This window comes from Caldisphaera sp. (assembly GCF_023256325.1).
GTDB lineage: Archaea > Thermoproteota > Thermoprotei_A > Sulfolobales > Acidilobaceae > Caldisphaera.
The window spans coordinates 17,702-42,507 of sequence record NZ_JAGDXI010000006.1; the positions used below are offsets into that span (position 1 = coordinate 17,702).

20 protein-coding genes are annotated in these 24,806 nt (G+C 30.9%); 8 read left to right on the forward strand and 12 right to left on the reverse strand.

Annotated elements, in window-relative coordinates:
- Positions 1-12 precede the first annotated feature (12 nt).
- A complete protein-coding gene (locus Q0C16_RS00415) occupies positions 13-1,137 on the forward strand; it encodes an MFS transporter (protein WP_292319063.1) in 1,125 nt (374 codons plus the stop codon).
- Positions 1,138-1,149: 12 nt separating this feature from the next.
- Here the strand turns inward: Q0C16_RS00415 and Q0C16_RS00420 are convergent, their stop codons facing one another.
- Positions 1,150-2,289: an alkaline phosphatase family protein gene (locus Q0C16_RS00420; RefSeq protein WP_292319064.1), complete on the reverse strand. Its 1,140-nt coding sequence runs from the start codon at positions 2,287-2,289 to the stop codon at positions 1,150-1,152.
- A gap of 255 nt (positions 2,290-2,544) precedes the next feature.
- Between Q0C16_RS00420 and Q0C16_RS00425 the strand changes: the two genes are divergently transcribed.
- Both Q0C16_RS00425 and asd read left to right on the forward strand, forming a co-directional pair.
- Positions 2,545-3,645, forward strand: coding sequence for a hypothetical protein (locus tag Q0C16_RS00425; RefSeq protein ID WP_292319065.1), 1,101 nt, complete (start codon positions 2,545-2,547; stop codon positions 3,643-3,645).
- Entirely contained in the window at positions 3,642-4,706 is a 1,065-nt protein-coding gene (asd, locus tag Q0C16_RS00430) for an aspartate-semialdehyde dehydrogenase (RefSeq protein WP_292319066.1), read from the forward strand. Before Q0C16_RS00425 ends, asd begins: the two co-directional genes overlap by 4 nt.
- 6 nt (positions 4,707-4,712) lie before the next feature.
- Here asd and Q0C16_RS00435 read toward each other — a convergent pair whose 3' ends face one another.
- Positions 4,713-5,450, reverse strand: a complete 738-nt coding sequence (locus tag Q0C16_RS00435) for an exodeoxyribonuclease III (protein ID WP_292319067.1) — start codon at positions 5,448-5,450, stop codon at positions 4,713-4,715.
- 347 nt (positions 5,451-5,797) lie between these two features.
- Here Q0C16_RS00435 and Q0C16_RS00440 point away from each other — a divergent pair, with 347 nt between their 5' ends.
- The 3 genes from Q0C16_RS00440 to Q0C16_RS00450 all read left to right on the forward strand — a co-directional run bounded on the left by Q0C16_RS00440 (position 5,798) and on the right by Q0C16_RS00450 (position 9,745).
- Positions 5,798-7,186 carry an APC family permease gene (locus tag Q0C16_RS00440; protein ID WP_292319068.1) on the forward strand — a complete coding sequence of 463 codons (1,389 nt, stop codon included), beginning with the start codon at positions 5,798-5,800 and terminating at the stop codon, positions 7,184-7,186.
- Positions 7,187-7,221: 35 nt separating this feature from the next.
- Positions 7,222-8,478, forward strand: coding sequence for an amidohydrolase family protein (locus Q0C16_RS00445; RefSeq protein WP_292319069.1), 1,257 nt, complete (start codon positions 7,222-7,224; stop codon positions 8,476-8,478).
- 259 nt (positions 8,479-8,737) lie between these two features.
- A complete protein-coding gene (locus tag Q0C16_RS00450; protein ID WP_292319070.1) occupies positions 8,738-9,745 on the forward strand; it encodes a hypothetical protein in 1,008 nt (335 codons plus the stop codon).
- A 70-nt stretch (positions 9,746-9,815) separates the two neighbouring features.
- Here Q0C16_RS00450 and Q0C16_RS00455 read toward each other — a convergent pair whose 3' ends face one another.
- Both Q0C16_RS00455 and Q0C16_RS00460 read right to left on the reverse strand, forming a co-directional pair.
- Complete coding sequence (locus Q0C16_RS00455) at positions 9,816-10,196, reverse strand: putative metallopeptidase (RefSeq protein WP_292319071.1); 381 nt, start codon at positions 10,194-10,196, stop codon at positions 9,816-9,818.
- A 4-nt stretch (positions 10,197-10,200) separates the two neighbouring features.
- Positions 10,201-11,460: a M20 family metallo-hydrolase gene (locus Q0C16_RS00460; RefSeq protein ID WP_292319072.1), complete on the reverse strand. Its 1,260-nt coding sequence runs from the start codon at positions 11,458-11,460 to the stop codon at positions 10,201-10,203.
- A gap of 94 nt (positions 11,461-11,554) precedes the next feature.
- Between Q0C16_RS00460 and Q0C16_RS00465 the strand changes: the two genes are divergently transcribed.
- A complete protein-coding gene (locus tag Q0C16_RS00465) occupies positions 11,555-11,977 on the forward strand; it encodes a cupin domain-containing protein (RefSeq protein WP_292319073.1) in 423 nt (140 codons plus the stop codon).
- Here Q0C16_RS00465 and Q0C16_RS00470 read toward each other — a convergent pair.
- From Q0C16_RS00470 to Q0C16_RS00495, 6 genes are all read right to left on the reverse strand, one after another.
- Positions 11,969-13,477 carry a class I adenylate-forming enzyme family protein gene (locus Q0C16_RS00470; RefSeq protein WP_292319074.1) on the reverse strand — a complete coding sequence of 503 codons (1,509 nt, stop codon included), beginning with the start codon at positions 13,475-13,477 and terminating at the stop codon, positions 11,969-11,971. The two genes, Q0C16_RS00465 and Q0C16_RS00470, sit on opposite strands and share 9 nt — an antisense overlap.
- A gap of 19 nt (positions 13,478-13,496) precedes the next feature.
- The gene (locus tag Q0C16_RS00475; RefSeq protein WP_292319075.1) at positions 13,497-15,395 is read right to left on the reverse strand and encodes an AMP-binding protein; all 1,899 of its coding nucleotides are present in this window, start codon (positions 15,393-15,395) and stop codon (positions 13,497-13,499) included.
- 150 nt (positions 15,396-15,545) lie between these two features.
- Positions 15,546-16,001, reverse strand: a complete 456-nt coding sequence (locus Q0C16_RS00480) for a Zn-ribbon domain-containing OB-fold protein (protein WP_292319076.1) — start codon at positions 15,999-16,001, stop codon at positions 15,546-15,548.
- Between the two features lie 10 nt (positions 16,002-16,011).
- Entirely contained in the window at positions 16,012-16,542 is a 531-nt protein-coding gene (locus Q0C16_RS00485; RefSeq protein ID WP_292319077.1) for a Zn-ribbon domain-containing OB-fold protein, read from the reverse strand.
- 14 nt (positions 16,543-16,556) lie between these two features.
- On the reverse strand, positions 16,557-17,735 hold the full coding sequence (locus Q0C16_RS00490) for a thiolase domain-containing protein (protein WP_292319078.1): 1,179 nt from the start codon (positions 17,733-17,735) through the stop codon (positions 16,557-16,559).
- 10 nt (positions 17,736-17,745) lie between these two features.
- On the reverse strand, positions 17,746-18,900 hold the full coding sequence (locus tag Q0C16_RS00495; RefSeq protein ID WP_292319079.1) for a thiolase domain-containing protein: 1,155 nt from the start codon (positions 18,898-18,900) through the stop codon (positions 17,746-17,748).
- A gap of 93 nt (positions 18,901-18,993) precedes the next feature.
- Here Q0C16_RS00495 and Q0C16_RS00500 point away from each other — a divergent pair, with 93 nt between their 5' ends.
- Positions 18,994-20,973, forward strand: a complete 1,980-nt coding sequence (locus Q0C16_RS00500; protein ID WP_292319080.1) for an AMP-binding protein — start codon at positions 18,994-18,996, stop codon at positions 20,971-20,973.
- A 21-nt stretch (positions 20,974-20,994) separates the two neighbouring features.
- On the opposite strand, the gene Q0C16_RS00505 is transcribed toward Q0C16_RS00500, so the two are convergent.
- Positions 20,995-22,641 (reverse strand): long-chain-fatty-acid--CoA ligase, encoded by a 1,647-nt coding sequence (locus tag Q0C16_RS00505; RefSeq protein ID WP_292319081.1) that lies wholly within the window; start codon positions 22,639-22,641, stop codon positions 20,995-20,997.
- A gap of 125 nt (positions 22,642-22,766) precedes the next feature.
- The gene (locus Q0C16_RS00510; RefSeq protein WP_292319082.1) at positions 22,767-24,722 is read right to left on the reverse strand and encodes a 3-hydroxyacyl-CoA dehydrogenase/enoyl-CoA hydratase family protein; all 1,956 of its coding nucleotides are present in this window, start codon (positions 24,720-24,722) and stop codon (positions 22,767-22,769) included.
- Positions 24,723-24,806 lie beyond the last annotated feature (84 nt).

The following is a 24,806-nucleotide window of genomic DNA, read 5'->3' on the forward strand; positions in this document are numbered from 1 at the left end:
GATGGGATTAAAATGAAATCAAATAAAAAACTAGTTTCATATTTGCTCATATTATTAATATCACTAACAGCTCAAATTCCTTTAACTACGTTAAGATTTGTTATACCTATATTTGCCCATAATGCAGGTGCATCAATTTTTATAATAGGCCTATTAGGAACAGTTTATGGCTCCATATATTTTGTTTTAGCATCAATATTTGGTAGGTATTCAGAAAAAATTGGGATTAAAAGAATGGCTTCTTTAGGCATGATATTATATTTAGTAATATCTCTTATTTATACGCAATTTAGGACTCCTTATGAATACTTATTAGGAAAAAGTCTTGAGGCGGTATCAATGGCTATGGTTTGGCCAGCCGTTGAGGGACTATCATCTAAACTAGGTAACAAAAATAAAGAAAGCGCTTTACTTATGTATACATTTGGATGGAGTATTGGAGCTTCAATAGCTCCTTACATAGCTTCATTTCTGCTTATTTACAATGATTTGTATCCATTGTTCTTTTCATCTATTATTAGTCTCTTATCTTTTATTTTCATTATAATATCAAAGCCAGGCGAAGAAGGAGAAATCATAGAAGGTTTTGAGGGATTTTCAATTGCTTTTAATATAGTTTTTCCTATGTTGATATATGGGTTCGATTCATCAATATTTTATAGTTTTTATAGTGTTTATGGGACAATATATAATTTTGGAAAGTATAGTACAGGTTTGATTGGAACTTTTTATGGTATTTTTCAAACAATAGCATTCGTTATAAGCTGGTTAATTTCAAGAAGAATCAAGTCAGGTAAATTAATTGTTATTGGAACAATAATGAGCCTATTTGTTTTTCTTGTCTATTTATATCATACAGTTTTGATAAGTATTGTTTCATTTTCTATATTGGGATTTGGTATGGGGCTTGTTTATTATTCAGCATTAATAAACATATTTAGAACATTTCATAAGGATGTTACATCTAAAACAGGTATATTTGAATCATCTATAGGGGTTGGTTATGTAATTGGTCCATTAGTTGCTGGCATACCTACAAAATTAGGTTATATTTTGCCATGGCTTGTTCTAGTGATATTTTCATTTTTATTATTATTAATAGAAATTATTGGTCATTTCAAGGGCAAACTTATGTAAAAATAACATCGACTAAATTTTAATTAAAGGCACGTAAATTTCTTCATATGTTAAACCGCTGTGATTTCCTCTTAAATTTAATCCTGGATCATTTTCCCTATATGTATACAGATATTTTGTCTCGTTATCCTTTGCTATACCTAAATAATCTCCCATATTATTATTTAATACATATTCATCTACTTTGCCTAATAATTTTTTATCTATTATCTCATTTTTATCTAGGACCATTAGATTGTATTTTTCTTCTAAATAATTCTTTATATTGTTTCTTGTTTTAAACCATATAGCCCTTGAATCACCATATGGAGGTATTTCTAGCATATCTATTAATTCTTTATCTTGATTCCAGACAATAGTTTTCTTAACAGTAATTTGTCCATGATCTGCAAATATTATAAACGTATAGTTTTTAAATTTATAAGCTACTTTTAATATGTTTTCTAAAACATATTTAGTATCATAGATTATGAATTCTTGGTACTCATTATTATAGCCATAAGAATGACCCAAATGATCAGGACTATCATAATAAACGAAAATACCATCGTATTGATTAGAGTTAAGAGCTTTAACTAAATTAATTATCATATCTGTTGAATTGTGATAACCGTTTAAAGAAATTAAATCAGGTCTCTTTAAATCTTTATGAAAAGTATTTGTAAACTCAGTATTTGAAATGCTATTGTGAACTATAGATAATATTTTTTTATCAGTTTCATAAAGCCAAGGTCTTACCGGAAAGGCTTGATTATACGGTATATATTGTTTCAGGCTATCGCTAATAGATTCTCCCACATAATTATATCTCAAAGTGTTTATTATACCTCCCAGTTTTTTGTTAAACATAGTATAACCTAATATTCCGTGTTCTCCTGGAGATTGTGCAGTAAATATAGTTGATGTAACTGAGGATGTAGTTGAAGGAAAAATCGTTTTTATTTGTTCAACTTCTCCATTAATTTCTATATTTATTTTTTTGAAGAGATCCCATCCTAATCCATCTAAAAATATAAAAACTAGCTTGTTCCCTTGGAATTCCATTGGATTAACTAGACAACTCCTTCTTACATTAAAAAATTTCGCTAATCCACATGCTAATCCATATATTGTTTTGTTTGTTTCATAGTCAGGGTAAACTAGTCCTTCCATAATATCCCCAGTATTAAGAATTTATGGGAAATTTAAACTGTTATATTTAAATTAAGTACCTATTAACATTTATTAATAAAAATTTATATACTTGTATAAGAACGTGGGAATTAAGAGGTGGGGATGATGAAACACCAAACAAAAATGTTAGATGTATAGTATATTGTATTCTAAGTATTTTAGACGTTTTTGTTAATCTGTTAAAACAAGTAGTTCTGATTAATATAAAGTTAATTTGTAGTAAAGGTGGTTTATATGAAAATAAGTATTTTTAAAATAGGAGGATCTATTTTAAGCTCAAAGAATTCTTATATAAATATATCAAGTTATATTAAAGATTACTTAGAAGAAAACGATGAAAATCTGTTTATAGTTGTATCAGCTATAAAAGGAGCAACTGACCTGCTCATAGATTATTGCGATAAAGGTAATGAAGATTCTTTAAAAAAATTCGTTAATTTATATGAACAAATATCTACTTCTTTTGATAATAAAAATTTAATTAATGAGATAAAAGAGAGGATAGACAAGCTTATGAAGATTACCAATGAAGCGAACGTAAATATTGCTTTAAAGGATTACATAGTTTCTTATGGAGAAAAATTAAGTAAAATAATAATGAAATACGCCTTAAACTATAATGACATAGATGTAGAAACTCTTGATGCAGATAAAATTATTATAACTAATAATAATTATGGAGATGCTTCAATTGATTTAATTGAAACAAAAAAAGCTTTAAATAAAATTAAAATTAACAAAAAAGTGTTTTTAATTGAAGGTTTTATAGGAAGATCTTATGATAATAATGTAACAACATTGGGTAGAGGCGGATCTGATTATACTGCATCTTCGTTAGCATATTTGTTAAATGCTGAAAAGCTTTATTTAGTTACAGATGTGCCTGGAATTTTTTCTAGTGATCCAAAAATTGTAAAAAATCCAAAAATTGTAAAGAGATTAAGTTTTGAGGAAGCTATCGAGGCTTCAAAATACAAAGTAAAGGGTATAAACTACAAGACTTTTTATCCTTTACTAAAAACAAATGTCAATGTATATGTAGGTATGCCAAATAATTATAATACGTTAATAAATAATAATACTTATTATAACGGATATGCTAAGCTCATAGGCTATAAAGAAAATGGAATCGATAAGCTAGTTGGTTTAATTGGAGAGGGCATGAATAAGGAAGACATTATAAATGAAGTTAATGAAATGCTTAAAAATAAATATGATGAATTAATTATAGAAAAAAATGATACCAGACCATCTCTTTCAATTTATATTAAAAATTATAACTTTTATGAACTGTTAAATTCTATTCATGATAAGTTTATAGGTGATTACAAATGAAACTAAATGCAATAGTTGTTGGCTCAACCGGTTTAGTTGGACAAAGATTAGTATATTATCTAACAAACCATCCATGGTTTAAATTAATTGGTTTAACTGCATCAAAAGAAAAATCCGGCAAAAAGTATATGGATGCTGTAAAATGGAGTTTAGAAAATGAAATGCCAAAAGAAGTCAAAGATATGATAGTCTATGATACCGATATTGATTTAATAACTTCTCTTAAACCTGACATAGTTTTCACTGCATTACCTTCTAATATGTCTCAGTTTTATGATATAGAGTTAGTAAAAAGAGGTTTTTTGGTTATTTCTCACGCTAGCAACAATAGGATGGAACCAGATATACCATTGCTTAATCCCGAAGTAAATGCAGATCATATATTTGTATCAAAACTTCAAAAAGAGAGATGGAAAGGTAGATTGTTCAAAGTACCTAATTGTGTTACGTCTATATTAACTCTGGCTTTAAAGCCAATTTATGATGATTTTGGAATTCAACAAGTTTTTGTTTCAACTATGCAGGCTTTATCAGGCGCTGGACTTAATGGTGTTCCCTCTATGGCAATACTTGACAACATAATACCATATATTGAGCATGAAGAAGAAAAGATAGAAAACGAGAGTTTAAAGATATTGGGTTATATAACTCCAAAAGGTATAAAATTAAATGATAAATTTTATGTATCTCCATCAGTTCATAGAGTAAATGTTTTAGAGGGTCATTTAGAAAGCGTGTTTATAAAAACAGAAAAAGAGGTCGATATCGATGATATAAAAAAGGCCCTAACGGAATTTAAAGAAAACAAAATAAAGAATTTTGATTTGCCATCAAAACCAAAAAACCCAATTATTGTTAGAGAGGAAGTTGATAGACCTCAACCAAGATTAGATAGAAACGAAGGTAATGGAATGAGTGTAGTTGTTGGAAGAATTAGAAAAGATAAGAAAAATTGGATTAAGTTTAATGTCTTAGGTCATAATACTATAAGAGGCGCAGCAGGAAATGGGGTTTTGATTGCAGAGACTTTATTAAAGAACATTGATTCATTAGATATTTAAATGTATTTATTCTACAATTATATATACTGGAGCATGATCTGAGCCCATGATTTTGTCCATTATATCGCAATCTTTAACCCTCTCTACTATATCACTTGATACTACACAGTAGTCTATCCTCCAACCTATATTCTTCTCTCTTGCGTGGAATCTATAAGTCCACCATGAATATCTATTGGGTTCTTTATGGAATATTCTGAAAGCATCAACATATCCTAAGTCAAGAAAATGTGTCATCCAATCCCTTTCTTGTTGAGTAAATCCTGGATTGTTGATATTGTCTTTTGGTCTCGCTATGTCTATTTCCTTATGTGCAACGTTAAAGTCACCGCATATTATTTTTGGTTTCTTTAATTTACTTAAGTATTTTTCGAATAGGCTGTTAAAACTTAGCTTATAATCGAGCCTTGTTAACCCATGTTGGGCGTTTGGAAAATAGGCATTAATTACATAATAATCCTTAAACTCTAGTGAAATAACTCTGCCTTCAGAATCGAAGTCTTCATTGCCAATTCCAAAAGTAACATTGATTGGTTTTAATTTGCTCATAGTAAGAGTTCCTGAATAACCTTTTCTCTTAGCCGGATTAATATATATCTCGTATCCTAGTCCATTTAGCTCTTCTGGTATTGAGTCTGTTTTAATTTCCTGGAACATTATTATATCAAATTCTAATATTTCTTTTGGAATGCCCTTATTTAAAAGACTCCTTAATCCATTTACATTCCAAGTCAAAATTTTCATTAAATCACCAATTGTTAAATTTAAAACTAAATATTTAAATATTAATAAAGATTGATTTTAAAAATAAATCAGAATAGAAATCTATAAATAATAAATAAATTTCATATACGATTACTAATTTTATTTTGCTCTTTATCAAAAACTTAGAAATTGAAACCCATCTTCTATCTATAAATGATTTCTTATTGCTATACTAAGCCATTAGATTTTGAAAATTTTGACTTTGCAATAGATGCTATTGTGATATTTTAAATATTTTATATGCATAACCTTGCAATAAAAATTTTTATTGAACGTTCAGCAAAGTAAATTTTTATTATTTAATTATTGTAAACTAGGTGTTAAAAATGGAAAACAAAAATAGTCTATCAAAAAATTCAGTAACATTTTTAGGAGATTTCTTTAACTCGCTCGCAGGCCAAGCACCAACCTATAGTATAGCGGGTGGAACTGCATATATTTTGAGTACATCTTATGTTTCCTCGCCTTTAGCTATGCTAATAACATTGATCGGTGTGATAACTATTGTATATTCAGTTATAATATTATCGAAAAGATATGCTCATTCAGCTAGTTTTTATTATTATGTTTCAAAAATTTTAGGCAAATCATCAGGTTATTTTAATGGATTAATATATACAATTTTTTATAGCGTTGTTGGTATAGGATCAATAGCAATTGCATTTGCCTATTTGGGATATGAAGGTATTTACGCACTAACAGGCATAGAAATTAACCCTCTCTTTCTAATTATTATACCTGTTATAGTCGCCTACATAATAGCTTATTTAGGAATTAAACCAAGTATTAAGTCGGAATATTTAGTTTCACTAATAGAAATAAGCATTTTAATAATATTTATAGTTTTTTCTTTTGTATATAATTCAAAAAATATTTCATTAATGCCATTTACCCTAAAAGGTACTTTTACAAATTCATTAATGGGAGAATTAGTTGCGATTTCAGGAGGATTAATATTTTCTATAACTTATTTTATGGGATTTGAAGTTTCAACTCAATTAGGGGAAGAATCTAAAGAACCTAATAAAAACATACCAAATAGCACATTAATATCAACGCTTATCATGGGTATATTGTACATTTTAGCAACTTATGCTATATTATTAAACATAGGATACAGCTATAATTCGGTAAACAATTTTATTTCAGAAGCTCAGGGAGAAGGTGTAAATCCTGTTTTCCTTTTAATGAGAAGATATTTGGGCATATTAGGCTTAACAGTTTTTTCCATTATAACTTTAATTAGTGTTTTTGGATGTTATTTAGCTACATTAAATGCTACATCTAGAATGTTATATGGTATGAGCAAAGAAGGAATTTTACCTAACAAATTAAGTGTAACCCATAAAAAATTTAAAAGTCCCATAAATGCTTTAAATGCCAGCACATTAATGAGTTTAATTGCAATTATTATATTTTATTTAATATCTTTAAATTATGGTAATTTGATAAACATAACATATAATGCTATGGAAAAAGCGTATGCGATAGATTCTCTTTATTATGTCATTTCTCTTGCATTATTATCAATTTCTGCTTTCTTAATTTCTGAAATAAAAGGTAAAATTATAAGTATTATAGGATTAGTTATTTTGGGGATAACTTTTTATTATTCGATAGTAAATGTTTATTATTTGATTACAATAATAATATCATCTCTATTAACAATTTTAACATATTTTTTATTTAAGAATAAATTTCAAATAAATATATAAACATAACTATAAACTTTTTGTGAAAGGGGAAATAAATGGGTAAGATTGCCTTAGTTAATGGACTTGTTTTTGATTCAACAGGAAAACCTGTTTTTAAGGGAAATATTTTAATTAATGAAGGAAAAATAGAGAAGGTTGGAAAAGCAAACGAAATGAACATACCTGATGAATACGAAATAATTGATTTAAAAAATAAATTTGTTATGCCGGGCATGATAGACGCGCATCTTCACTTAACAGGAAGCAGGAGCGGAAAGGTGGAAGAAGATTTAATAACTCCTATAGGTGTATTTTTTGCAAGAGCTATTAAAGACTTAGAATCTATTATAAATGCCGGCTTTACAACTGTTGTAGATGCAGGAAGTATAATCGCTGTCCAGTTAAAAGAAGCTATTAACGAAAAAACTATAACAGGACCTAGAATTATAGCAGCAGGCCCAGTATTATCTCAAACTTTTGGTCATGGAGATACCCATTATTTACCAATAGAATATGTAGATTATAGGACTACAAGAAAATTAACACCCTTCATGTCATTGATTTGCGATGGTACAGATGAATGTAGAAAAGCAACAAGATATGCATTTAGAGAAGGTGCTGATTTTATAAAGGTGATGGCATCTGGAGGAGTATTATCTCAAAGGGATAGGCCTGAATATAGACAGTTTACTTTAGAGGAACTTAAAGCTATAGTTGATGAAGCTAATGCTGTTGGTAAATGGGTACATTCTCATGCTGAAGGGAAAATAGGCATAATAAATTCAGCAAAAGCTGGAATAAAAGTAATAGCTCATGGGGATATGATGGACGAAGAAGCTGCTAATGAAGTATTAAAAGCTGGAAGTGTAGTGATTCCAACATTTGCTATTGATTATGCTCTATTAGAAAAGGGAAGCGAATTAGGTGTGCCAGAATGGGGAATGAAAAAAATAAAAGAATTATATGAAATACATGTAGAAAATGCTAAACTTGCGTATAAAATGGGAATTAAATTAGCAACTGGAACAGATTATTCTGGAGGAGTAGGGAAACATGGAGACAACGCAATGGAATTAAAACTTTTTGTAGAAAAAATTGGTATGAAAAACGAAGAAGCTTTAATTTCTTCAACTAAGATTGCTTCTGAAGCAACAGGACTTGAAAAATTAATCGGAACAATTGAAAAAGGAAAGCTAGCAGATTTAATTGTTATTAATGGGAATCCGTTAGATGACATAAATGTATTATTAAATAAAGAAAATATACAACTTGTTATGAAAGAAGGAGAAATATATAAAAATAAATTAACATAAATATGTAAAAATTCTTACTATTAAATTTAACTATTAATCTTTTAATTTTAACTTTGCATAGATTAAGAAAAAAGCTTTCTTTCCATGATAGAGAAATTAACAATTTGTTACAAAGATATTTTCATAATTACAAAAATATACAGGTATATTCATAAATTTTATAATAACCTTGTATATACTACATAAGTAAAATATTAGTTAAATACATACATTTAAAAAATAATTTTAGATAATTAATAAAATTTAGGTGAACCTAAAATTGGTAAATTATAAATTATTCTGTATATTAGGATTGTGTGTTTTGATATTGTTATCCATACCTTTTGCTTATTCTGCAACGGGAACTTCTAAACTAATTATTAATCAAACTGTATTCAATCTAACTCCTGGTCAAAAAACAAATGAAAAATTCCAATTAATTTTAAGTAGTGGAAGTACATGGGGTACAAGCATTGATGTTTCGCCATCCGTAACTGGTATATCAATAATTTTTAATCCAAGCACTGGCGATCCCACTTTTTCCGGTACTTTAACAATATCAGTAGGAAGCGATGTTAAACCAGGAGAATATAAATTTAATGTAAGCGCAACGGGAGATGATCCTACCACGTCTCCTATAACGATTATTGTCTATGTTACATCTCCAGAAGTTACTACAACTTCTCTGCCTTATCAAACAACTTCAAACCATACTTCTACTACAACATCTCCAGAAGTTACTACAATGCCTAAAACACAAAATAATTATTTCTCATACGTAATAATAGTAATGATACTATTAGCTATAATAATAGGAGGTTCATTATATTTCACTAAAGGATCTTCAGCCAGCAAATTTACTATAACAGGGTTGTCTATAGTTAGCGTTATATTATCACTTTATCTGATCGTTGCTGATTCGACATTAAGAAATTTTGCAAGTATTCATTATTATTTGCTTATTTTATACACTATATTATTAATAGTGTTAAATCCTACAATGTATGTAGTAAAATCAAAGACTAGCTATACCATTTTGGGCATCATATCTGGCTTATTTTTTATAGGTATGCTAATAGATTCACTTATGGGTATGCCTCTTTCATCACTAAATAATGTTGGTAGTAGCTTTAGTTTAAATTATTTTTATGGTTTTGGTAAAAATAATTTATCCAATTTTTCAATTTCGTTTACATTTTCAGCTCTTTTAATATTAACATTTCTCATATTTATTATTAGTATAATAAACATAACAAAACAAAGTTCTATTAATTCCGTAACCAAGTAACAAAGTTAAGAAAATTTTCAATTGTTTTTAATAAAATACAATTAAATTTGATTTTAAAATTAAAAATTTTTCAATTTGGGCATTTACTTACATCTATTTTTTTGTATAGATTATTTACGATCCTTTCATTTACTTTTTTTCCATGCGGCCTTAAACCACCTGTAAAATTCGAAGGAATGTGCAACAATTCGTGTATTATAACTTTTATTTTATCTTCTTTCGATAATAAATCAAATTTTTCACTAATTACCTCTATTACATAGACAGGTTCTGATCTTAGTGCAAACCTTATAGCCGAAGGCATAGAATAAATTCTTGCATATGCCTTTGTTTTTGCATTATGGCTTCTAATAACATAAACGTTTTCAAGCCTAATATAATCTAGTCTTAAATCATTTGCTATACATTTAACTAAATTTTCTAAGAATTTGTCATTTTCAAATTTTATCATTATCTCATCTTAGCCTTAGCATTAGTGTAGCGAAAACTTTTGAATCGTTAATTAAATTTTCTATAATAGCGTATTCATTAGGTTGATGTGCGACATCATCATTAGTTGACCAAACAACCGCTTCATAATTATATGCTCTCAAAAATGTTGCGAAAGTTATTCCGCCAATACCTCCTACAACCGCTTCTCTTTTTCTTAGCTCTTTTATTGTTTTCTTAATTTCCATAACTAGTTTATTCTCAGGATTTGTTGGTCTAGGAGAATCGTTTTTATCAATTATTTCAAGATCTATCTCTGGAAATTCTTTGTTTTCAATGATTTTTTTATTCTTTTCTTTTAATTTTACAATTACCCTATTTATTTCTTTTAATACATCATCTAATTTATAGTCTGGAATAACCCTGCAATCAAAAGTAACTTCATGAAGTCCAGGTATTATATTTGGTGAAGAGGAACTTCCTTTTACCATTGTAGGCTCGAAGGTAGATTCTGGAGGATCAAATAAGTTGTTTTTGCTATTGAATTTTTTATGAAGATTATCATATATTTTTTTGGCCAGTTCAAGAGAAACTCTATGCGCATTTAAGCCTAGATCCGGTGTAGAAGCATGAACTTGTTTTCCTTTGACTATAAGCTTAAATTGTAATATAGATTTTTCAGCTATTTCAATAAAGGTACCATCTTTATTCCCAGCATCAGGTATTAAATAATAATCATTTTTATTGAAAAGGTAGTTGTGATTTTCCAATAGATATTTCATTCCATATTTAGATCCTGCTTCTTCATCACTTACAAAGGCAAGCTTTATAGTTAATTCTGGATTAATCTTTTTGTTCATTAAAGCTTTTGCTGCATATAAAGATGATATTATTGATTGCCCGTTATCTTCTGCTCCTCTAGCATATATTTTATTATCTATAATTTTAGGCTCAAAAGGTTTTGTTATGGTCCAATCAAGCATGTTTCCAGGCGGTACTACATCTATATGAGTGATAATCCATAAAGCTCTATTATCTTCCCCTTTATAAGTTGCAATAATATTTGGCCTAACCTTATCTTTAGCTCTATCATCAACAGAATAGAACTTCTCTATTTTATCGAAATTAAAGCTATTATTTAAAATTTCTATAAGCTTGTTAGCCTTATCTATTTCTCCTTCGCCACCAAAATCAGGGCTAATTGCAGGTATTTTTAAAAGCTCAAGAAAAGATCTAATTGCTTCATCTTTTATTTTTTCAACTTCCTCTAAAACAGATTTTTCCATTTTTATCCCTCTTAATTTAAAACATTAAATAATTTAAAAGTCTATACAATAAAAACATATTAAGTTGAGTTATTATTAGTTAATTGTGACAAAAATGAGTTTTAAAGAAAAAATTACTTCTGATGAAGTTGATATAGAATATGAGAAAGGAAATATTAATTTAAAAAAGGTAACAAGAAAAGCTGAAAAGTTAAGTTTTATTAATATAGATACTCCTGACATGAAGGATCCTGTAGCAATACCACCACTTAGACTGGTTTTTTCTGATAACCTATCTATAGAATTTTCTAGGAGAAGATTTTCTTTACCATTTTATCACAGAAATATGGATTATGATGAACTAATAATTTGCTTAAAAGGAAAAGCTTTATGGGAAACAGAAACTGGTAATTTTGAGTTAAATGAAGGAGAAATGTTAATTATACCTAGAGGTATAGCTCATAGACCTGTCAATCCAAGCCAAGATTATACTGCATTAGAAATAAAATATAAAAATAAATTAACTTTTTCAAAGTGAATCTACAAAATAAACTTTCCTTATTTTTTTGTAAAACGCAACTTTAGAGTTCACATAATTTATTAAGTCTTCCTCTTTAATTTTGTTTTTATATTCTTCTTTTAAGATAACTTTTGCAACTGGTAAATCGCCAACATCTGGATCTTTCTCACCATATACGTAAGCTGATTTAACTGCTTCATGCCTCAACAAAACATTTTCAATATCCTTTGGAAATATAGGATATGCTTTGTATTTTAGCATCCTTTTTTTAACACCTTTAAAATATAGAAATCCTTTATCATCTTCTGAAACTAAGTCTCCAGTCTTTAAATAATCATTATGAAAAGCCTTTTTTGTTTCCTCATTATCTTCATAACCTTTCATTAGCCATGGTGCCTTAACCAAGAGTTCTCCAGTTTCTCCCTTATTAACTACTTTTTCTGGATCTGTTGGATCTACAATTTTTACTTCAGCTCCATATATTGGCAAGCCGAGCGTGTTCTTAACATATGAAAATTCCTTAGGTTGATATGTAACTACCCATGATTCTGTCATACCATATGATTGAACCAATGGTGCATCAAATATTTTAACAAATTTTTCTTGAGTTTCTGGCTTTAATGGAGCCCCTGCAGAAATTCCTAGTTTAATTGTATTTTTAAAGCTTTCATTTGATTGAGTGATCTCATCTATAAGCGAATCGAACGACATGGGTGCAGCAGACATAAAATTAATATTCAAATTTTTTATTGAATTCTTTACAATTTTAGGATCCCATCTCTGAAGCATTATAGCAGTTCCTTCATTAAATAAGGGAACTAAAAGACTTACCTGAAGACCCAATACATGAGTGATAGGAGCTATTACTAATGAATTTGGTTTGAAATCGAACGAAACAGTCTTGGATAGTGCTTGGACAGCATATGATAAACCCTTGTAGGAGTGATAAGTTTGCAACGTTCTTCCTGCAATCCCAGCATAATACATTATTACAGATGTATTTTCTAAATTATCAATTGTTTTTTCATGAGTAGTAAAATTTTTACTTAATATATCTTTAAAATAAATAACTTTTGGTGTTCCTTCGCTTTCCTTAACTTGGCCATCCAAAACAAATGATTGTTCAATACCTAATTCCTTAAGAGTTTTTGCCTCTCTTTCATAAAATTGCCATGAGACAAAAGAAAATTTTATATTCTTATCTTCAACTTCCATTTTTAGGTCTTCAGATATTGTTAAAGGATCAACTAAAACTGCTATATTATTGCTTTTCATTATCCCAAGCAATCCTATAACGGCATCTATTGTATTATGAGCAGAAAATAGGATTTGAGATTCCATAATTTTATTTTCTAATAAGAAATCAGCTATCTTATCAGATAATATTTTCATTTTATGCCATGTTATACAATGGTAATTTTCTAATTGAATCAAACTGCATTGATTAGGATTCTTTTCTGAAATTTCATCAAAGAATTTAAAAATAGGTTTATCAATAAATGAGATATCCTTTATCATATATAAAAAATCACCATTATTAGCTTTCTGTCATAGCTTTTTTAAACTCTTCGTATCTCTTCCTTAGGTCTTCAAACGCAACAGGATCATCTAAAGTCGATAAATCGCCAAGGGGTTCGTTTCTAACAGTTGCTCTTAACAATCTTCTCATTATTTTACCGCTCTTGGTTTTGGGAAGTTTATTAACATAAATTATGTAATCAATTATGAAACCAGAATTCTTTGCATATTCTTTGAGCTGATTTGTTAGGTTTTGATCTGGAGTATATCCTTTTCTAGGAACAACAAATAGCAACAATTTTTCTCCTTTTCCTTCAAAAGACGGCATACTGGTTGCAGCAACTTCTGCAACTGCTTGATGAGAACCTATGAGGCTTTCAACTTCCATAGTTCCAACTCTCTCTCCTCCAGGCCTTAATACATCATCAGCTCTACCTAATACAAATAGATAACCATCAGAATCCATATATCCATAATCCCCGAAGAATACATAACCTGGGAATCTTGATGTATATACTTTGCTATATCTTTCCAGATTTGGATCATTCCACATCTTTCCTAAAGCTGGAGAATATGGTTTTAACACTATGTAACCTTTTTTGCCTGGTGGCAATGGATTCCCATCATCATCTACTATAACAACCTTGCTTAATGGAAATTCAATGCCTGCTGAACCTGGCTTGAATGGTATTTCTCCTATGCCATATGGAGTTGCAGCAGCTGGTGAAAGGTGTTCCGTAAACCAATATGCATCTGCTATATATACATCTGGCAGCATTTCCCTAAACCATTTGAAGAAACCTACATTTAATGTTTCACCAGTGTTTAGAACAATTCTTAGCGAAGAAGTATCTCCAGCTTTAACTGATTCATCTCCTATTGATTTTAGTGTATATAACGAAGTAGTGGAAGACCATATCAACGATACATTAAATCTCTCTATAATTCTTGACCATAAATCTGGCCTTGCTCCTATGAAACCTTCAAAAAGAACAGATGTTATACTAGAAACTGGTGCTGTATAGAGATTAGCCATGGGCCAAACAGGCCATCCTAGAGCAGATACGGTCCACCATACATCGTTAGGTCTTAAATCATATAATCCTCTAAAGGTCCAATTTAAAGAGAGAGGATATCCTATTTGGGTTTGCGTTATTCCTTTAGGTTTCCCTGTTGTTCCACTTGTATAATAAATCGTACCTACTTCATTCGCTTCTACTGGTTCTGGCGGTACATAGACCTTTCCTTTAGGAGCAATATCCTCGTAAACCAAATCCCTATTTTGTTTTAAAGAGAAATTTGAAAAACCTCTACTAACAACAAGGACTTTTTCTACGGGTAAATTAAATTTATTGGCTACATTATCAAAATAGTTCTTTATATTAATTTCACTTCCAGCATTAATTGTGTTTGCAAATACTACAGCATATTTTGATCCAGTATCAATAAACCTTGTTGCAATAATTTCATCTGTTAATCCAACATAATGTATCACAGCAATTGCTCCCAGTCTATGAACAGCTAATCCAAATGCAACTGCTTCTGGGGAACTTGCCATTAACATAGATACAGTATCTCCATGTTTTACTCCCATTTCTTTCAAAACATAAGCTGCTCTGTTTACTTCATAATATAAATCCTGGTATGTAACAGATTTACTGTTTCCTCTTTCATCCATCCAATAAAATATTACTTTATTCGCTTCATTTGGTAAATGCCTATCAACAGCATTATATGCTAAATTTGAAATTCCTCCAACAAACCATTTCTCATAAGGTGGATTACCTTCTAATATTTTTACTGGCTCCTTAAACCATGTAATTAAATTTAGTCTATCACGCCAAAACTTTTCGGGGTTTTGGAGACCTTCCTCATTCATCTTCCTTATCTTTTTATAAGAAAATAGCTCACCCTCCATATTATTCACCTGTACACATTATAGTATTTAATTTTGAATATTTAAATTTTCCCACATAGTTCCTACTATACGAATTGTTTATATGCTAATAATTTGAAATTTATATAAATTTAGGAAAAAATTATTTATGAAATATTTAGAAAAATAAATTTAGCTTAATTCAAAATACTTTATATCGTTTATGGTACCATTTCTTTCATTTTCTGGCTTAAATACGGGCTTAAGTTTTATGCCTATTTCCAGTTTATCTAAAGGCACATTTAATAGATGTATTAATCCTGTTTCAGCATTTTTAGGCTTAATTACGCCTATAATTTTTGGATTCGGTAAGTTATTTTTGTACATATCTTGATATACTATTGTATATGAAACTAAAATCCATTCATCATTAATTTCTATCAATTCACCTTGAGTAAAATCAGGACAGAATGTTTTTGGTGGGACGTATATTTTATCTTTGCATTTCATGCCAAGTATTTTTCCTTCTTTTAATCCTTTAGCAAACTCCAAACCGTGAATGCCCGGCGTATACACGTATTTTTCAACTTCTTGCTCTCCTGGAAATATAACTAAATCTTCCATTCTATTTCTTTTATCATAACTCATACATATCACCTCATAATGGTTCAAAACATTCTATATCTAATATATTTCCTTTTCTTTCTTCTTTCGGCTTCCACCTTACTTTAACTTTCATTCCTATAGCTTTTCCGCTTATTACATCTTGGGGATCAACACATATCTTGTGGAACAAACCAGCAAATTCGTATTCTCCATCTCTGTATCCAGGCACATCAAGTTTTATTGTTCCTACAACTTCTGGCCTCTCTATTTTCTCTCTTTTTGTTGATATATATGTAATAACTGCTGTATGTATTTCTCCTGTTTGGGGAACCTCTATCCATTCATTTGTTGCAACATGGCACCATTCACAATAAGATCTTGGAGGAACAAATATTCTTCCGCACTTTGGACATTTTCTTCCTAATATCTTGCCTTCTTTTAGTCCTTCTAAAAACTTTGATATTGTTGTTCCAGCTGCAAAGTCGTACTTCGCTTGGGGCATATCTTCAACAAGTCCTATTAAGGAATACATTTCCTTTTCCTTCAGTTTTATTCCTGGTAACTTATTTATCTTTGAGCTCATAACATTACACCCCCCTAATTACTTAAAACTATAACTGTACCAGCTTGCATGAGGTCTCCCCATGCATTAGCAACTGCTTTATGAACAGGTTTCTTGACTTGTCTTTTTCCAGCCTCGTATCTAAGTTGCCAGAAAAGCTCTGCAACCTTCATTAGTCCTGCAGCAGCTATTGGATTTCCTACGCCTAATAAGCCTCCGCTTGGGCTTGTTGGTAATTCTCCATTTCTATCAAAGTATCCTTCTCTAACTAATTTCCACGCTTCACATGGTCTAGCGAGCATTAAACCTTCTATATGATGTAACTCTTTATAATCGAATGGATCATAAGGTTCTGCAACGTCTATTTCTTTCCATGGTCTTTCAATTCCTGCCATCTTATAGGCCATTCTTGCTGCATAATTTAAATACCTTGGAAATGCCAGTTCCCTATTATACCAATGTTGATTTTCTAAAGTAAATCCTATACCATCTACCCAAACTGGACTATCAGTAATTTCTCTAGCAACATTTTCAGATGTCATTATTAAAGCAGCCGCTCCATCAGTTACAGGAGAAACATCTAGCAAGTTAACAGGCCAGACAAGAGTTTCACTCTTTAAAACATCATCTACAGTTATATTAGCAGCAGTCAATGCAGCGGGATGATCTAAAGCATTTCTCTTATTTTTAACGCTAACAAGAGCAATATCTTCTTTCTTAGCACCGCATTTAGCCATGTACCTTCTCATTTCCATTGCAAATATCCATAGCAAATTAGGTCCTAATGGTCTTTCAATTATTGGATCCCATATATACTTGAAAACATATTGCGGATGTGGATGAGCAGGACTCATTTTTTCTTCAGCAACAACTAAAACTTTCTTACATACACCGCTAGCAACATGCCAATATGCTGATTCAGGAACGAAAACTCCTGTTCCTCCTCCAACATATACTCTTGTCATAGGTTTATTTATTGCACCCGAACCATCTCCCAAATATTCCCCTTTGAGGTGCATTCCATCAAAAGTATCAGGAGCAGAACCTATAACAACACAATCTATATCGCTTAGAGTTAGCCCAGCAGAGTCCAAAGCCATCTTAGCTGCTTCCCATGCTAATTCTCTAGGAGTTTCTAATGCTCTTCTCATGAATGTTGTTATACCTGCACCAACTATAGCTACCCTATCCTTCATAAATATATTAGATCTCATATTTTTCACCTCATACAGAAAGAAGGGCTACCATACTTGTATATGTAGGAACCCCCCTCCATGATGCAACCAAGCCCCTTCTAACATTTTTTAACTGGTGATTTCCTGCTTTACCAGTCAATTGGAGATATGCTTCTAAGAGTCTAGAAAGTCCTGTTGCCTCCAATTGAACTCCCATGGATAAACTCCCTCCACTCGGGTTAACTGGTAAAAATCCATCGCGATTCAAATCGCCTTTTTCCAACATTTTATGAGCTTCCCCTTCTTTTACTAACATAGTCTCTTCTAATGCCAATAATTCCATAAAACTAAACCTATCTTCTATTTCTGCAAAATCTACTTGTGGGTTTCCATTCAAATTTGCCATTTTATATGCCATAAGAGCCGCACTTCTAAATGATTTCATCTTTCCCCATTCATGCCATTCAGTTGCTCCAGTTCCAGTTTCTGTAGAATATCCTATTCCTTCTATCCATACAGGATTTTCTGTTAACTTCTTTGCATAATCTTCATTGGCTAAAACAAATGTTATGCTTGCATCGCTAAACGGGGCTATCTCATAGTTTGTCATAGGATATATACTATAGCTAGACGATAATACATAATCTAAATCTATTCTTGTTGAAAAAGATGCTCTTTCATTACTTAACCCATTGTTTTTGTTTTTTACTGCAACCATAGCTAAATGCTCTCTTTTAGCACCTGTTCTTTTCATATAGGCAACAGCATCTAAGCCTGCATAAAATAAAGGATTAACATAATCCAATGGCCTAACATGTAAGGGATCCAATGCAAATCTATAAATATCTTGTAGAGTTTTAATTTCGCTTGGCTTTCCATGAGATTCTACAGATACTACATTAAAATGACCTGTTTTTATAAGCATGTATGCGTGAGCAATCCCTTCTAATCCATCTCCAGCAACTGTAAAAGTTGGCCTTAAAGCTCCACCTATCGGTTCAGGAGCAAATTCATCAGAAATTGCTATACCTTCCCACATATCTTCTTGACAATCAACAAATGCATCTACATCGTATCTTGGATCAATTTTTGCATTGGCATAGGCCCTTGCTGATGATTCGAACATCATATCTTGAAATGAAACATCAATTGTCGTTGGCTTAAAACCATACCATCCTACTCCAACTATAGCCACACGGGACATTAGCACACCCATATGTATTTTGAAGGAAACTTGTATAAATACTCTGAGTATATTAATATACATAACGGTGTACACAGACTAAGTGGTGGGAGAATGGTATATATCTGGACCCCTCCAAAGGAATTAAAAGAGACATCTAACGTAGCTCAATTTATGCAAAAATTTAATTTTGATAACTATAGCAGTTTAGTTAAAAAAAGTCAAGATGACTTGAAGTGGTTCTGGGGAAATTTACCAGATTGGTTAGATCTAGAATGGTTTAGCAAATTTAAAGAGGTATATGATACATCTCAAGGAATAGAATGGACTAAATGGTATGTAGGAGGAAAAATTAATATATCATATAATGCTCTTGATAGAATAATAAAAAATGGACTCGGAAGCAAAACGGCAATGATATGGTATGGAGAAGATGGTAAAATAGTTAACTTAAGCTATATAGAAATGCTTGATAAAGTAAATAGGTTATCCAATTATCTAAGCGAAATAGGTGTAAAAAAAGGTGATGTTGTATCAATTTATGCTCCTTTAATGCCAGAAACTGTAATAGCAATGTACTCATCCTTTAGGATAGGAGCTATAGCTAATCCAATTTTCAGCGGATTTGCTCCAGACGCAGTTGCAGAGAGAATAAAAGCTGCAAACTCAAAGGTATTAGTAACAGCAGATGGATATTATAGAAAAGGAAAAATAATAGAGCTTAAGAAAAGCGCTGATGAGGCTGTAAAGAAATCAGGTGTTGATTTAAAAGTAATTGTTGCAAAAAGATTCAACAAAATAGATATGCCATGGGATGATAAAAGAGATATATGGTTTGATTCTGCAATAAATGGTAAAAGGCCAAATTTTGATGCTGTAGATACAGAATCTGAGGATCCAGCACTGCTTATGTTTACAAGTGGTACAACAGGTAATCCAAAAGGGGCAGTAATTAGTCAAATAGGATCTATTTTACAGCCATCGAAAGAGCATTATTTTAACCTAGATATTAAGCCAGGATCGATAAAAGATTATAATGATATATTATGGTGGATTACTGATATCGGATGGATGATGGGCCCGTGGCAAGTTATAGGAACACAAATTTTAGGAGCAACTCACTTTTCATTAGAGGGAGCATTAGATTATCCAAGTAAAGATAAGGTATGGGCGCTTATTGAGAAATTTAAAATAACACATCTCGGATTTGCTGCAACTGCAGCAAGGCTTTTAAAGTCTTTCGGTAATGAAGCATTAGAAAATCACGATCTAAAGAGTTTAAGAGCATTTGGAAATACTGGAGAGCCAATAGATGAGGATACATGGTTTTGGGTAATGAAAGATGTAGGCAAGGAAAAGAGACCTTTAATTAATTTGAGTGGAGGAACAGAAATATTAGGATGTTTCCTTTTGCCAAGCCCTGTAGTTAATTTAAAGCCTTCAACTCTTTGGGGACCTGGATTAGGAATGAGCGTTGATGTATTTGATGATTATGGTAATTCGGTAAGAAATAGGCCTGGATATCTTGTTGCTACAAAGCCAGCACCAAGCATGACTAGAGGGCTTTGGAAGGATCCGAAAAGATATCTAGAAACTTATTGGAGCACGTTTAAAGGAGTATGGTTCCATGGAGATTATGCATTAATTGATGAAGATGGTCTTTGGTATATATTGGGTAGAGCTGATGATGTTATAAAAGTAGCAGGCAAAAGAATTGGACCGGCAGAAGTTGAAACAATAATAAACTCTCATCAAAGTGTTGCTGAAAGTGCATGCATTGGTTACCCTGATCCAGTAAAAGGTGAGGTTATAGTTTGCTTTGCAATACCTAGACCAAATAAGGACATTACTGATAAAGAGGTAAAAGAAATAAAAAGTTTAGTTTCAGAAAAGCTAGGCAAACCTTTCGAGCCAGAGAAAATAGTGAAAGTAAAGGATTTACCAAGAACCAGAAGCGGAAAAATTATGAGAAGAATTATAAGAGATGTAGCAAAAGAAGGAAAAGCCAATATATCTCCAGTAATTGAAAATCCTGATTCTATTGAGGAGGTTAAAAGAGCAGTTAATGAATTAAAGAAAATGATGGAAACATGAGGTTAAAAATTATAATTTATTTTAAACATTGTATATATTTTTATACTGAGCTCTAATAGTTTTTTTATCAAATTTTCCTGTACTTGACTTTGGTATTTCATTTACAAAGAATATTTTATCCGGAATCTGCCATTTAGCAAATCTTTTTGACAAATGTTCCTTTAATTCTTTTTCAAGCTCATTAAAATCTTTATTTTTATACTGTTCTCTTAACACAACTAGAGCAATGGGTCTTTCTTCCCATTTAGGATGAGGAACACCAACTACTGATGCTTCTAAAACTGCAGGATGAGCCATTAGGTAATTTTCTAGATCTATACTTGAAATCCATTCGCCTCCACTTTTTATTAGATCTTTTATTCTGTCTACAATTTTTACATACCCATTCTCATCAATAGTTGCAGCGTCTCCAGACTTCCACCAATTATCAATGAAGGATTCTTTACTTCTTTCATCATTATAATATTGATTTGCTATCCATAGACCCTTTATCAACAGTTCTCCAACGCTTTTTCCATCCCATGGAAGCTCTTTTCCAGCAGGGTCTACAATCTTTACTTCAACTCCAAATACTGGTAACCCTTGCTTTCTGGCATTTTCTATTTGGTCCTGTTCGCTCATTTGTTTTATCTTCTTCTTTGGTAAGTTAGCTGTAACTAGTGGAGTTGTTTCTGTTGCACCGTATGCGTGCATTATGTTCATCCCAAATTCTTTTAACTGCATCATTAAGGCTAAAGGTGGTTCTGTTGCTCCTGAAATGAACCTTAAATTATTTAGCTTTGGCTTGGGTTCCATCTTTCTGAAAACTTCTAATAAAGGAATTAATATCGCAGGCGCTCCTGCTGAAGCAGTGACTCCTTCATTTATTAAGATATTTGCTAAACTTTCAGGCGTATATCTTCCTGGCAAAACAATTTTTGATCCCATCATGGTTGCAGCAATATGAGCTCCCCAACCGTTTGCATGGAATAATGGAACTATTGCTGCGAAAGTATCTTCTGGCTTAAAGTTTAACACACCATTTATTGCCCAGGCATGCAATATTAAACTTCTATGTGAATAATAAACTCCTTTTGGCTTACCTGTTGTTCCTGAAGTATAACATGCTGTCGCAGCTGACTTTTCGTTTATTTCCTCATAATTCTTCGGAGGATTATTTTTAACTAAGTCCTCGTAATTATATATGTTGTTTTTAAAATTAAGGTTTAATTTTGATGGGTCATCAGTCATTATTACAGCAAAGTCCAGATTATTGTTCTTAATTAGTGCATTTCCAATTTCAATAAGACTTTCATCAACAAAAATTCCTTTTGCTTTAGAATGCTTTATTATATAGTCCAAGTCATTTATAGCAAGCCTTTGGTTAAGCTGTAGCATGACAGCGCCTAAACCAGTTATTGAGAAATAAGATTCATAATATCTATGATCGTTCCACCCTAAAACAGCAACTCTGTCTCCTGGTTTTATCCCTAAGCTTTCTAATCCACTTGAAATTCTCCTAACTCTTTCATAAACTTCTTTATAAGTCATTCTGTGAATTTTTCCGCCTTGCAAGTTTCTATATGAGATAACCTCAGTATCGTAATGTATTTTTGCTGCATAATCTATTACCCTCCAGAGATTTAATTGATATGAATCATTTATAGTAGATGGAAAACCTTCAATCATAGCTATCACCACAGATTTATCATTAATTTAATGTATCCAATTAAGTATATAAAGGTTCATTTCTAATACTTAATGAAGAAAAACAAGATAATAATATAAAAATAGAAACATATATGCAATAAAATTTATTCACCTTTGTAAACTGGCTTTCTTTTTTCTAGAAAAGCTCTCATTCCTTCAGCAAAATCTTTTGAATCAGCTAATATTACTAATTCATTCAAAGAGTTCTTAAGAGAACTTACAAAAATTGATTTAGAGTTATTAATAGCATTTTTAACTGATTTTAGCGATAGAGGAGGCATTTTCGCTAATTTATTCGTGATTTCAAATATAGCTATATCTAGCTGATCTTCTGGAACTATTATATCAACTAATCCAAGATTTTCTGCCTCTTTTGCATCAAGCCAGTCCCCTGTTAAGGCATATCTAGCAATTTTTTTGTTTGTAAAGTATGTACCCAAAGGAGATGCTATTGGTGGAAATGCTCCTATAACAGCTTCTGGTATGGAAAATATTGCATTTTCTGTAGAAATAACTATATCTGCAAGCATTGTTAATTCCATACCGCCTCCAAACGCATAACCTTTTACAGCTGCTATAATAGGTTTTGTATAATTTAGCATTGTGTTTACTAAAGGCCAGGCTAAATCATCTAGCCACTTCTTCGCTATAGCAGAATTAGTCCAATTTTTCATCATTTCTATATCATCTCCAGAACAGAAAGAACTTCCTTCGCCAGTTAATACTACAGAACTTATCCTTTTATCATTTTCAGCCTTTTCTAGGAATATTCTAATATTTCTCCATACTTCTTCGTTTAGAGCATTTAATTTATTAGGTCTTCTTATAGTTATTATAGCATAATTTTCTACTAATTCATATGATACAGGACCCATATTTTCGATTGAATAAAAATATTCAAAGAATCCCTTACCTGATCTAATACCTAAACCATTTTTTGAAATTGTAACTAAATAAGGCTCAGTTTTGTATAAATCATAATTAGTCTCTTTGTATCTTTTTTCTAATAAATTTATTATATTATTTAATCCATAATAATCAGCAAAATGCAAAGGTCCATAAGGCCAATTCATTCCTAATGTCATAGATTTCTCTATGTCTTCTTTTGTTGCTACCTCATTGCTTATTAACCATGCAGCTTCATTAGCTGCGACTGAAATTATTCTCGCAGGATTTATCTTATACATTGATTCCTTTGGTACCAATAATTGCTTTTTGAAGATCTTATTTGGATAGTTATAAAATCCTACTCCTACTTTTGAACCTATTTTTCCTTCTTTAACCATTATTTCTAAAGTTTTTGGTATAAAAAGCTTCTCTCCTCTTTTTATCATTTCACTTAAAGCATTGTAAACAACATCTATTCCTACGTAATCCAATAATTCTATAAATCCCATAGGAAATCCAAGTCTAAACCTTGTCATAGTATCTATATCTTCCTTACTAAATCCTTCTTCAAGCATTATCATGGCTTCTAAAAATGTTTTAGTATTAATCCTATTAACCAAGAACCCAGGCACATCCTTTTTAACAATTACATAATCCTTTTTTATTTTCTTTACAAATTCTATTGCTTTATCAAGGGTTTCATTAGAGGTGTCTTTTCCTAAAATTAATTCAACTAGAGGCATTAGTATAGGGGGGTTCATAAAATGAATTCCTATAAATTTGTCTTTCCTATCTGTTTCTTTTGCAAGGTCATTAATTGGTATTGTAGAAGTATTAGTAGCTAAAATTGTATCATTTTTTAAGTAATTAGTTATTTCCTTAAATAATTTAACTTTTATATCATAATTCTCTGGAACAGCTTCTATTACAAGATCACAGTCTCTTAAATCTTTATAATCTGTTGAGGTTTTAATTTTTTTTAAAACTTCATTAACTTTTTCCTTTTCAATAAGTTTTGATAGGCTTGAGCTTATCTTATTGATAGCGTTATCTAAGATCTCTTGAGAAATGTCTATCAAAACCACATCATATGAATTTAAAGCAGATACCTCAGCAATACCGTGTCCCATTGTTCCAGAACCTATAATACCAATTTTTTTAATATCACCCAAATTCCTCACCTAATACATAGTTGTATTATATTTTATTTAAAAACTGTTTAAACGAAAACATTTATATTTTATGATTGACATATT

Bases quoted from the DNA above. Each gene is read 5' to 3' on its own strand.
- Q0C16_RS00415 (WP_292319063.1), top strand. From the start codon at position 13: ATGAAATCAAATAAAAAACTAGTTTCATATTTGCTCATATTATTAATA.
- Q0C16_RS00420 (WP_292319064.1), bottom strand. From the start codon at position 2,289: ATGGAAGGACTAGTTTACCCTGACTATGAAACAAACAAAACAATATAT.
- Q0C16_RS00425 (WP_292319065.1), top strand. From the start codon at position 2,545: ATGAAAATAAGTATTTTTAAAATAGGAGGATCTATTTTAAGCTCAAAG.
- asd (WP_292319066.1), top strand. From the start codon at position 3,642: ATGAAACTAAATGCAATAGTTGTTGGCTCAACCGGTTTAGTTGGACAA.
- Q0C16_RS00435 (WP_292319067.1), bottom strand. From the start codon at position 5,450: ATGAAAATTTTGACTTGGAATGTAAATGGATTAAGGAGTCTTTTAAAT.
- Q0C16_RS00440 (WP_292319068.1), top strand. From the start codon at position 5,798: ATGGAAAACAAAAATAGTCTATCAAAAAATTCAGTAACATTTTTAGGA.
- Q0C16_RS00445 (WP_292319069.1), top strand. From the start codon at position 7,222: ATGGGTAAGATTGCCTTAGTTAATGGACTTGTTTTTGATTCAACAGGA.
- Q0C16_RS00455 (WP_292319071.1), bottom strand. From the start codon at position 10,196: ATGATAAAATTTGAAAATGACAAATTCTTAGAAAATTTAGTTAAATGT.
- Q0C16_RS00460 (WP_292319072.1), bottom strand. From the start codon at position 11,460: ATGGAAAAATCTGTTTTAGAGGAAGTTGAAAAAATAAAAGATGAAGCA.
- Q0C16_RS00465 (WP_292319073.1), top strand. From the start codon at position 11,555: ATGAGTTTTAAAGAAAAAATTACTTCTGATGAAGTTGATATAGAATAT.
- Q0C16_RS00470 (WP_292319074.1), bottom strand. From the start codon at position 13,477: ATGATAAAGGATATCTCATTTATTGATAAACCTATTTTTAAATTCTTT.
- Q0C16_RS00475 (WP_292319075.1), bottom strand. From the start codon at position 15,395: ATGGAGGGTGAGCTATTTTCTTATAAAAAGATAAGGAAGATGAATGAG.
- Q0C16_RS00480 (WP_292319076.1), bottom strand. From the start codon at position 16,001: ATGAGTTATGATAAAAGAAATAGAATGGAAGATTTAGTTATATTTCCA.
- Q0C16_RS00485 (WP_292319077.1), bottom strand. From the start codon at position 16,542: ATGAGCTCAAAGATAAATAAGTTACCAGGAATAAAACTGAAGGAAAAG.
- Q0C16_RS00490 (WP_292319078.1), bottom strand. From the start codon at position 17,735: ATGAGATCTAATATATTTATGAAGGATAGGGTAGCTATAGTTGGTGCA.
- Q0C16_RS00495 (WP_292319079.1), bottom strand. From the start codon at position 18,900: ATGTCCCGTGTGGCTATAGTTGGAGTAGGATGGTATGGTTTTAAGCCA.
- Q0C16_RS00500 (WP_292319080.1), top strand. From the start codon at position 18,994: ATGGTATATATCTGGACCCCTCCAAAGGAATTAAAAGAGACATCTAAC.
- Q0C16_RS00505 (WP_292319081.1), bottom strand. From the start codon at position 22,641: ATGATTGAAGGTTTTCCATCTACTATAAATGATTCATATCAATTAAAT.